This is a genomic window from Ilyomonas limi (genome assembly GCF_005233845.1).
Taxonomy (GTDB): Bacteria; Bacteroidota; Bacteroidia; order Chitinophagales; family Chitinophagaceae; genus Ilyomonas; species Ilyomonas limi.
The window spans coordinates 1-9,344 of the sequence record NZ_SZQL01000040.1; the positions used below are offsets into that span (position 1 = coordinate 1).

The following is a 9,344-nucleotide window of genomic DNA, read 5'->3' on the forward strand; positions in this document are numbered from 1 at the left end:
GGGTTGTGGCATCATAGCTATAGCACTTTGCAGTGCAGAATGGATGGCGGAAGTTTTCTGTTCTTCTTTCATATCTGATTAAGCATCTTCTGAAGTTCTGCAGCCAGGCAAGGAAGCGCTCCACCACCCGTCTGTTCCTATAGTCTCTTCGCTTTCTTCTATCGGGCATGAAAGCAGCCGAGGGTGCGCAACATCCTTTTAATCACTCCCTCTTTTGTCCATTGCTGGAAATAGCGGCGACAAGTCTGCAAGGAAGGAAACTCACCATTTCCAACTATTTTGGGATGATTTGCAGATATAAACCAAAGTGACAATATGTTGAAGACAACAGAAGGGCGGCACTGTCATCTAATACGTTACAGGACAAATGATTTTATACGTATAATTAGTTAAATCAATCATAGATGTAGAAAGGGAATGGTTGTAGATGATGATAGCAGCATCCTGTTTATTAGATTTGTAATTAAATGTTCCCTATGCAACTACATCCTGTAGACGTTGTAAACGACATAAGCCCGGGAGATTTCAGGAAAACGTATTTCATCCCAAAAATTCCTGTTGTGATGCAAAGCATGGCACGGCAATGGCCTGCTTTCACGAAATGGGACTGGGATTACCTTAAAGAAGTGGCCGGAAATAAGAAGCTGGGTATTTACAATAATGTAAAAAGTGATGCTTATACGCCTATTAATAAAGCAGATGATTACACCACTTTTGGTGAATACATAGATATGATAAGAAAAGGACCGGCCCAATGGCGTATTTTCTTCTTCAACATTTTTAGTCACGCGCCTCAGTTGAAACAGGATTTTACCTGGCCGGACAATTATATAAAAGGCTTTTTAAAAGCCTTACCCTCCATGTTTGCCGGTGGTCAGGGTTCTATCACGCATATGCACTTTGATATTGATCTTCCTCACATCATTCATACACAGTTTATAGGAAGAAAGCGTGTGTTGCTGTTTCCTAATAAGGAGCAGTATAAACTTTACCGTAAGCCTTTTGAAGTATTAAGCTTAGCTGATTTCAGTAATTACTATGATGCAGATAAAAGTAAAATTGACAAGCAAAGATTTCCGGCAATAGAGCTGGCAAAGGGTTACGAGGTTATCCTGGAACATGGCGATACCTTGTTTATGCCCAGTGGATACTGGCACCATATGGAATACCTGGAAAGTGGCTTCGCTATTAGTTTACGTGCTTTCGATAATACGATTGCAGGAAAGCTGAAAGGTGCGTGGAATGTAGTAGGCATGCGTAATATAGATACGCTTATGAAGAAGACGATGCCGGTGCAATGGTATAACTGGAAGCAAAAGAAAGTATTTGAAGCTGCAGATAAGGAAATAGAAGTATAGTCTTTCTTTTAGCTGTAAAAAGCAGTAAAAGAATAATTTTTACAGTTTGCGTCAACTTAACCAAAAGGCAGGCATTGTAATGCCTGCCTTTTGGTATATGGAATTATGCAAGAAATCTGCTTAAATTATCTTAATAAAACTATCTAAAATTATTCCTTCCTGAATTGTTGTCTTTCGGTCGCGCTTCATTTACAGATAACGCTTTGCCCTCTATTACTTTGCCATTTAGCTTGCTCATGGCTTCCGTAGCTGCAATCGCATCCGGCATTTCCACAAATCCGAAACCACGGCTCCTGCCGGTTTCTTTGTCCATAATCACTTTGCTGGTAGTAACCGAACCAAAGGGTGTAAATAAATTTTCTAATTGTCTGCTATCCATCTGAAGGCTAAAGCCTGAAATAAAGATGTTCATGTGTATAAAAATTAAAATGATGATTAAATGACTTAAAAGTTAAGTAAAGGCAATGCGCTTCGATCTTGGTAATTGTTGAGTTAATGGATGATCGTCGCTTAAAAGCTATCGTTTTTTACAGCATTACCACCCGTTGTAAAAAGGAAAATAATACCATAACTATGGCATTGCCTTGCATAGAAAATCACTGGAAGTGATTACTTCAACTCGCAAAAAGGTTTAGAATAAATGTATTTTCCTTTCAGCCAGTTAAACACCGATAGCTCACTGCTTAACGCAAGTGGTAATTCGTTAGCTATCATTGATTCAAGCTGCTGCCCGTCTTGTAATGTTAAGTGTGCAATAAACTTGTTAAACAAGTTCAGCATGTGCAGTACGCAATTACCATTAAACCGGTCAAACCGGTTGCGTGTAGGAACCATTTCTCTCATTCCGGTTTGGTTACTCAGGCTCCATTCGTAACTGTTGCATGTAAGATGCTCTTTTATAAATTTCATAAATTAAAGTTTCATACCGTTGTATTTAAATGTACCCGTCTGCATTGCAGGGTTAATACCGTAGTGCACGAGCCGGTTTATTAGTGAAAGGCTGGTTCTTATTGGCATCTTTTGGTTTTGAAATACCAACAGACATGCATCTGCCTTCTACCATTTTACCATGCAACTTGCTAATGGCTTCCTTACCGCTTTCTTCATCAGGCATATCTACAAAACCATACCTGAGGCTTCTGCCGGTTTCTTTGTCAGTAACAACTTTAGAAGAAGTAACTTCTCCATACGGCGCAAAAAATGCTTTTAAATCGTTGCTTTCTACATGAAAGCCTAAATTGGAAATAAAAATGTTCATTAAAAAGTAAATAGTTTGAATAACTATTTGAGAAAGGAACGTAGTAAAGAAAGTAACTGGCGGCAGGTGTTGTAGCTGCAGAGAGCCATATTAATTACAAAGTGCAGAACTCAAACGAAAGAAATAAAGATAGTGTATTTAGATACTAATTGACTATTTATTTTACAGACGGTACTTGTTAATGCAGCTAACCTCGGGTTGCGATAAGCATTTATAAATAAGGAAATCACAACTTTTAAATAAACACCCCTGGATGGTTATCATCGGAGCCATTTAGTGTTATTAATAAGCTACCTTCAACGAATATCCATCTATAACATTCATGACATTAATCGTAACAAGAAGTAACATAAGGCTGAACCCTGATTATAAAAAAGTAATTCCAAGATTCTTTAATACCGGGAATGAGCGATCGCTCCTGCTAATAAACAAAGTATTGCAGATGGATGACGAGGAAGTGGAGGCTTTATTAAACCATATATTCAGGGAGTTTTCTGGCCGTTACAGAAACATTCAGGCTATCTTTTTGAAGCATTTCAACTTAATAAAATATTTACTGGCAGATAAAGCGCCGGATGCTTTAGCTGAAAAGAAGAAACTGCTGATTGGCTCCTATTTCACCATGGAATACTCCATAGAAGCAGCAGCGTTGTTTAACCCCTCCATTGTAGAAGATCCAAAGCAGGATGGTGCAGGTTATGGACAGAAAAAAGTTATTGTAAGTTTCCGGGCTACCGGCGAAAGCCATATCTCTTCCATTGTGTTTAAGCGAGGCACTTTGGATGAAAGCGGAATGATTTATTTTGAACCATCCGGTTCATTTCTCGGCGAAGGAATTGTTACCGAGCTGTATAAAGACAATAAAATAAATTTTGAAAATGTACTATCGCAAATGGTATTGCCGGAAGATATTCTCCCTGCCATCTTATGCCAGTTGCAGGATACTTTTTCGTATAAAGAGATAGAAGTAGTGTTGAAGAATGCATTGATGAAAATAGAATCGGCTACCGAGAAAACCAGGCTTAAATATGAGATTCTTAGCAGGGTAAATACCAGCTATGAATTGCAGTTTCCTGCTGATTCGCTGCTATCGGAGCGGGTTATCTTTCCGGTAACGATTATAGAGAAAAATGGAATAGAGGATGCAAGATTTGTAAAGTTTAGAGAAGACGATGGCACGTTTAACTATATCGCTACTTATACTGCTTATGATGGTTCTTTTATTCTGCCACAACTTATTATTACTACAGATTTCTGTCATTTTAAAATAAAGCCACTGCATGGAAAAGCTGCAATTAATAAAAATCTGGCATTGTTCCCCAGAAAGATCAACGGGCAATATGTAATGCTTTCCCGCATTGATGGAATCAACAATTACATCATGTTTTCGGACGATATACATGTATGGGAAGAAGCAATATTGTTGCAACAGCCTAAGTACGCCTGGGAACTGGTACAGATAGGCAATGCAGGCGCTCCTATTGAAACAGAAGCAGGATGGCTGGTGATTACGCATGGCGTAGGTCCAATGCGTAAATATTGCCTGGGTGCAAGCTTGTTCGATCTGGCTGATCCAACGATTGAATTGGGGCGTTTAAAAGAGCCACTGCTCATGCCTAATGAGGAGGAAAGAAACGGTTATGTGCCGAATGTAGTATACTCCTGCGGTTCCATAATTCATGGCGATAAATTAATCATACCATATGCAGTATCTGATTATGCTTCTTCCTTTGCCTCTGTGCTGGTTACAGAATTATTGGAGGCAATAATGAGCGATGATTGAGTGAGAAGTTAAAAGCATTACATACAGGTAAGATTGTAATGCAATAATCAAAGACTATTCGCATTCCTTATAATTTGTTCATACAATTCTATATAGCTTGCCGTCATCACCTTACTGCTGAATTTGCTCATTGCATGTTTGTGGCATTCACATCGGGAGATAGTATTGATTTTATTAACAGCAATAACAGCTTCTTCAATAGTGTGCACCAGAAATCCGGTTTTGCCATCAATAATCAACTCTTTCATGGAGCCTCTTTCAAAAGCAATTACGGGCGTGCCGCATAGCATAGCTTCTGCTACACTTAATCCAAAAGGCTCTTCAAAAGAAATAGGGTGTAATAGCGCAAATGCATCTCCTAACAGTTGGTTGCGCTGTTTTGGACCTGCGTTACCCATGTAAATAACAGAGGAATCATTCAGGTAAGGCGCCACCTTTTTATCAAAATAAGTTTGGTCTTGTATCAGCCCGCAAAGAATTAATTTCTTATTGGATTGTTTAGCTATCTGTATAGCTTCATATGCTCCTTTGTGTGGATGAATTCTTCCAAAATACAGCAGGTAATCACCTTTCCCAACGCCTTCATGAAATTGCTGTTCATCCAATCCGTTATACACCGTATCCATGTACTTTAAATCAGGATGCCGGTCGCTGTTGCTAATGGAAACATAGCGATTGTATGCATTATACTTTTTATATACCGGAACAATCTCTTCCGAAGAAAACCCATGTATAGTGGTAATAAAAGGTGTGCGGACTAAACTGCTATAAGTAAGCGGAAGAAAATCAAAGTGATTGTGTATAATATCAAAGGATTCCGCCTGTTCCATCAGGTTTGAAATATGCAGACATTCCGCAACTTTTGCATCAGCGGGATATTCTCCCAACGGGTTTTCACAAACCGATTGGAGCCTTGCAGTGGTAATGGAATCACCTGTTGCAAATAAGGTCACATCTATTCCTTCTTTTACCAATCCTTCTGTTAATACAGAAGCCACTTGCTCCCATGGGCCATAATTTCTGGGCGGTGTGCGCCAGGTAACCGGGGCTAAGATTGCTACTTTCATTCTTTAAATGTAGATGCCACTATAATATGTGATATCCAATAAGCTAACGTGCTTTCAGCACCTTGATTAAGGTTGATTCCCGTGCTATGCAGCCCATCTGCGCAGCCACCGGTGCTTTCATCGTATAATGATAAACCAAGATCATTTTTACCCAAAAACCATTGATAGCTTTTATACATACGAACTAAGTACTTTTCATCGCGTGTTACCCGGTAAGCCTGCTGATAAAACAGCACCATTGCCATGGCATCAATGCCTTGCTGGTCAAATTGTGCAGCCGTTTTTCCACGTTCCAGCCAGCCTTCATTTCCAATGGGGCTCAGCACGCCATTATGAAATACCTTTGATTCTAAAAAGTCCATTGCTTCAAATGCAACAGTCAGGTAAGCTTCATCAGAGGTTATTTCGTATGCATTCAACAGAGCAAGTGGTAAGATGGCATTATCATAGGTAAGCACCGGCTCAAACCAATGCCATTTTGCACGTTTATTGTCCTCGTACATACTTACCATTTGGTTAGCAAGCTGAATAACCAAATCTCTTTTGATGTCATCAGGATAATTAAACTTTATAAACTGGCAAACGCCAATAATAGAGTTAGCAATACCTCGTATGGAACGGAGCTTTTCAATATGGCAATATGCCTTGGTGAACAGTTCTACGCCCGTTCTGCTCAGTGATCTGGAAGGTGCTTCGTTGGCAAGAAAGCCAAGTGCCATCATTGTTCTGCCGAATGAATCTTCTGAACCTCTTTCTTCCTCCGCAACTTTAGTATAACTCATAAAGTTTTTGAACTCACCATTGGGAGTTTGCATGTAATGGATAAAGCTAAGATACACCTGCAACAAGTCTGGGTCTAATTCGTTGCTTTTGTCCTTACCAGCCAGTACGCATAACAATAAAGCCCGAGCATTATCGTCTATACAATAGCCTTCTTTTCTGTTTGGAATATTAAAGATGGCATGCTGAATAATCCCCGTATCATCTGTCATGTTTCTGATATGAGAGAATTTAACTTCCGGTAAATGCTTTAACTCTAAAGTGCCTTTTAATGGTTTCACTTGTGCTGCTGATTGCATAAAATATGTTTTAAACTTAATTAATGTAGAGGTCAGATTCCTTTGGGGTAAGAATGGGTGCATCCAAAATGTTGTAAAACAGTTTTGCATGTTTTTGACCTACTTTTTCCCAGGTGGTATTTCTTGTTTTTAAATAGGCATTGTTGCTCATCTCCTTTTGCAGCTGTGGATTTTGCAGAATGCGAATGGCATGTTTGGCCAGTTCACCTTCGCTGTTTGTTGTAAGTATAACACCGGTTTTTTCATCCAGCATTTCTTTAGCTAAAACAAATGAATTGGAAATTATAGGACAGCTGGCGCTCATTGCATACAAGAAAGTGCCACTTACTGCCTGGTTGGGATCTTTAGAGGTAAAGAGGTAAATATCTGTAAGTGCTAAATATTCCATTAATTCTTTGGTAGGCACATATTCATTAATCAATCTTACATTATATTCCAAATCATTATCTGTTATTAACTGCTGCAAATAGTTGCGGTATTTTTCACCTTCCTGCTCCAGCAAATTAGGGTGCGTTTGCCCTAAAACAAGATAAATCGATTGGGGAAATGCAACACTGATTTCCTTCATTGCCAGTATGCCTTCTTCAATGCCTTTATTAGGGCTCAACAATCCAAACGTTGTAAGTACCTGCCTGTTAACAAGGTCGTAATTGCGCTTTAATTCATCTTTATTCGTCGTACTATTCGCATGTGTGCCATGCGGTATAATCATTATTTTATCCAGGCTCACTTCATAGTCGTCCTTTAATAACCGGGCAGAATGTTTAGTCATTACAATTATCTTATCTGCCAGCAATGTTATAGACTGCACAATCTTCAGCATTTTGTTGTTAGGCGCGGGAAGCACCGTATGGAACCGAATGATAAAAGGTTTATCAAGTAATGATAAAAAGCCTAGTAAATATTCGCCCAATTCGCCGCCGTACAAACCAAATTCATGTTCTATGCAAATCAGTTTGATGCATGGATCTGTATTGATTTTCTTTGCCGTTTCGATACACACATCCAGTTGGTAACTATCCATTACCATACTTACAGGTTCTCCGGTATAAAGCTTTTTATTCTTTTGTTTATCTAAGGCGCAAACGTCAATGCCTATGTCGTCTGTTACTTCGTGGTCAATGGCATTCACCAGGTCTTGTGTAAAGGAGGCTATTCCGCACTTTCTGGGAGGAAAAGTGCTTACAAAAAGAATTTTTGTTTTATAATTGGAAATAAACATATTTTAAATTAATTAGTTTACAAAAAAGTAAAAGCGGTGGTATAAGGCATGCCATTGATCCGATACCTTACATTCTATAATCTGTTTGCTAAACAGGAAATAAAAATAAAAGAGAAGATTGCTTGTAAGTGGAGTAAGAAATAGCATCAAAAGCAATCTGCAACACTATAAAGGTAGTTGAATAAATTGGCAGTTGAGATAATCCACTAAATATTGTGATTACAGGCACACACCAGCATATCTATTTGTATGCATCTGATGAAGTACAAAGGATATGCTGCTTATACTACCTTAAACTATTAGCCAATGGCTGAACGTTACGATAGTTCTTTAAAGAACAACAATAAATATTGCTTATAAAAAAGCAGCGGTGAGTGACTGGTGCTTATAAGAATTTGAACTAATTGATCAGTACAGAATCCAGCTTATGTATAACGCCATTTGATGACTGCACATCGGGGATAAGTATAACAGCACTGTCTATACTTACTTTTTTACCCTTTACCGTAACTGTTACTTCTTTACCTGCCATGGTTTTCAACTTATCGCCATCTTTCAGGTCTTTAAAATTAATCCTATGCCCAATAATGTGCCGATTTAAAAATTCATCAAGCCGTAGCTTGTTTTCAGGTTTCAACAGTTCTTCAACATTATCCTTGCCCAGTTTATTAAATGCACTGTCTGAAGGCGCAAAAACAGTATAAGGTCCTCTGCCTCTTAAAAACTTACCTAAGCTAGACGCGGTAACTCCTTTATCTAATGTTTTTAACGTTTTTTCGTTTCTTACAACTTCGGGAATATTTGGCATGTATTTGATTTACGTGCCCGAAAAGTAACGGGCAGCAGTGAAAGGTAAGCTTAATAAACCAGTGTAGGTGTTAAGGATTTGCTTTTCACCAAAGACATTTCAAAACAATACATTTATTGTACAAAGGAAATAGACTAAATTGTACAGAAGGATGATGCTTTATTTGAGTATGAATATGCACTTTGTTTTAACCAACATGTTATGTAATTGATTATTTCATCGCCGTATAAAGCAATAGCAACATAGTAGGTTTAACTGCTTACCGTAGCCTGTAATTTATTTTTCAGGAAAGCTTCGAATTGTGTTCGAAAAGTTTGGTTGTTGCGTGAAGCATCAAACAGCGCTTCAATATCAGCTGTAGGCAAAACATTGGAGCTTACCAGTTTTGCAAGCAGAGGATTAGCAGTAATCCATGTATTCTTAATAGCATGATCTTTCAAATAAGAAACGATAATATCTTCTTTATATGCCGGCAGCATACCTGCTGTTTGCTTTAGAATAAATGCTACTTCATCTGTTATTGTTAAGTAATCATTGGCATCAAACTGATCTGCATCGTTAATACTGTACACCTGGTACTGTTTCATCATTATATGTTTTACTGACACTGTAAATTACCAAACCGTGCAGATGTAAAATTGAAACTGTGTCAGAAGCTGGAATAATTACAAGGTGCACTTTCCCTATAAATATACATCTAATAAATGGTGTTAGATAAACAAACCCTCTTTTACATAAATAATGAATAGTTTGTTTGAATAGGCAGGAA

Annotated in this window: 10 protein-coding genes; 2 read left to right on the plus strand and 8 right to left on the minus strand. The window is 38.3% G+C overall.

The features are described 5' to 3' along the window. Window positions 1-476 precede the first annotated feature (476 nt). Window positions 477-1,358, plus strand: a complete 882-nt coding sequence (locus FC093_RS23070) for a cupin-like domain-containing protein (protein ID WP_137264184.1) — start codon at window positions 477-479, stop codon at window positions 1,356-1,358. Window positions 1,359-1,497: 139 nt separating this feature from the next. On the opposite strand, the gene FC093_RS23075 is transcribed toward FC093_RS23070, so the two are convergent. The 3 genes from FC093_RS23075 to FC093_RS23085 all read right to left on the minus strand — a co-directional run bounded on the left by FC093_RS23075 (window position 1,498) and on the right by FC093_RS23085 (window position 2,616). Further along, complete coding sequence (locus tag FC093_RS23075; protein ID WP_137264185.1) at window positions 1,498-1,770, minus strand: RNA recognition motif domain-containing protein; 273 nt, start codon at window positions 1,768-1,770, stop codon at window positions 1,498-1,500. 197 nt (window positions 1,771-1,967) lie between these two features. Next, on the minus strand, window positions 1,968-2,267 hold the full coding sequence (locus FC093_RS23080; protein WP_137264186.1) for a hypothetical protein: 300 nt from the start codon (window positions 2,265-2,267) through the stop codon (window positions 1,968-1,970). Between the two features lie 52 nt (window positions 2,268-2,319). After that, window positions 2,320-2,616, minus strand: a complete 297-nt coding sequence (locus FC093_RS23085) for an RNA recognition motif domain-containing protein (RefSeq protein WP_137264187.1) — start codon at window positions 2,614-2,616, stop codon at window positions 2,320-2,322. 322 nt (window positions 2,617-2,938) lie between these two features. Between FC093_RS23085 and FC093_RS23090 the strand changes: the two genes are divergently transcribed. Next, the gene (locus tag FC093_RS23090) at window positions 2,939-4,399 is read left to right on the plus strand and encodes a glycoside hydrolase family 130 protein (RefSeq protein WP_137264188.1); all 1,461 of its coding nucleotides are present in this window, start codon (window positions 2,939-2,941) and stop codon (window positions 4,397-4,399) included. 47 nt (window positions 4,400-4,446) lie between these two features. Here the strand turns inward: FC093_RS23090 and FC093_RS23095 are convergent, their stop codons facing one another. The 5 genes from FC093_RS23095 to FC093_RS23115 form a co-directional block, all read right to left on the minus strand. Then, complete coding sequence (locus tag FC093_RS23095) at window positions 4,447-5,466, minus strand: glycosyltransferase family 4 protein (protein WP_137264189.1); 1,020 nt, start codon at window positions 5,464-5,466, stop codon at window positions 4,447-4,449. Next, window positions 5,463-6,545 carry a glycoside hydrolase family 88 protein gene (locus tag FC093_RS23100; RefSeq protein ID WP_137264190.1) on the minus strand — a complete coding sequence of 361 codons (1,083 nt, stop codon included), beginning with the start codon at window positions 6,543-6,545 and terminating at the stop codon, window positions 5,463-5,465. Before FC093_RS23100 ends, FC093_RS23095 begins: the two co-directional genes overlap by 4 nt. Before the next feature lie 16 nt (window positions 6,546-6,561). Continuing rightward, window positions 6,562-7,767 (minus strand): glycosyltransferase, encoded by a 1,206-nt coding sequence (locus FC093_RS23105; protein WP_137264191.1) that lies wholly within the window; start codon window positions 7,765-7,767, stop codon window positions 6,562-6,564. 400 nt (window positions 7,768-8,167) lie between these two features. Continuing rightward, window positions 8,168-8,575, minus strand: a complete 408-nt coding sequence (locus FC093_RS23110) for a fasciclin domain-containing protein (protein ID WP_137264192.1) — start codon at window positions 8,573-8,575, stop codon at window positions 8,168-8,170. Between the two features lie 251 nt (window positions 8,576-8,826). Then, a complete protein-coding gene (locus FC093_RS23115) occupies window positions 8,827-9,165 on the minus strand; it encodes a hypothetical protein (RefSeq protein ID WP_137264193.1) in 339 nt (112 codons plus the stop codon). Window positions 9,166-9,344 lie beyond the last annotated feature (179 nt).

Excerpts from the sequence above, each read along its gene's own strand:
- FC093_RS23070 (WP_137264184.1), top strand. The coding sequence starts at position 477 with ATGCAACTACATCCTGTAGACGTTGTAAACGACATAAGCCCGGGAGAT.
- FC093_RS23075 (WP_137264185.1), bottom strand. The coding sequence starts at position 1,770 with ATGAACATCTTTATTTCAGGCTTTAGCCTTCAGATGGATAGCAGACAA.
- FC093_RS23080 (WP_137264186.1), bottom strand. The coding sequence starts at position 2,267 with ATGAAATTTATAAAAGAGCATCTTACATGCAACAGTTACGAATGGAGC.
- FC093_RS23085 (WP_137264187.1), bottom strand. The coding sequence starts at position 2,616 with ATGAACATTTTTATTTCCAATTTAGGCTTTCATGTAGAAAGCAACGAT.
- FC093_RS23090 (WP_137264188.1), top strand. The coding sequence starts at position 2,939 with ATGACATTAATCGTAACAAGAAGTAACATAAGGCTGAACCCTGATTAT.
- FC093_RS23095 (WP_137264189.1), bottom strand. The coding sequence starts at position 5,466 with ATGAAAGTAGCAATCTTAGCCCCGGTTACCTGGCGCACACCGCCCAGA.
- FC093_RS23100 (WP_137264190.1), bottom strand. The coding sequence starts at position 6,545 with ATGCAATCAGCAGCACAAGTGAAACCATTAAAAGGCACTTTAGAGTTA.
- FC093_RS23105 (WP_137264191.1), bottom strand. The coding sequence starts at position 7,767 with ATGTTTATTTCCAATTATAAAACAAAAATTCTTTTTGTAAGCACTTTT.
- FC093_RS23110 (WP_137264192.1), bottom strand. The coding sequence starts at position 8,575 with ATGCCAAATATTCCCGAAGTTGTAAGAAACGAAAAAACGTTAAAAACA.
- FC093_RS23115 (WP_137264193.1), bottom strand. The coding sequence starts at position 9,165 with ATGATGAAACAGTACCAGGTGTACAGTATTAACGATGCAGATCAGTTT.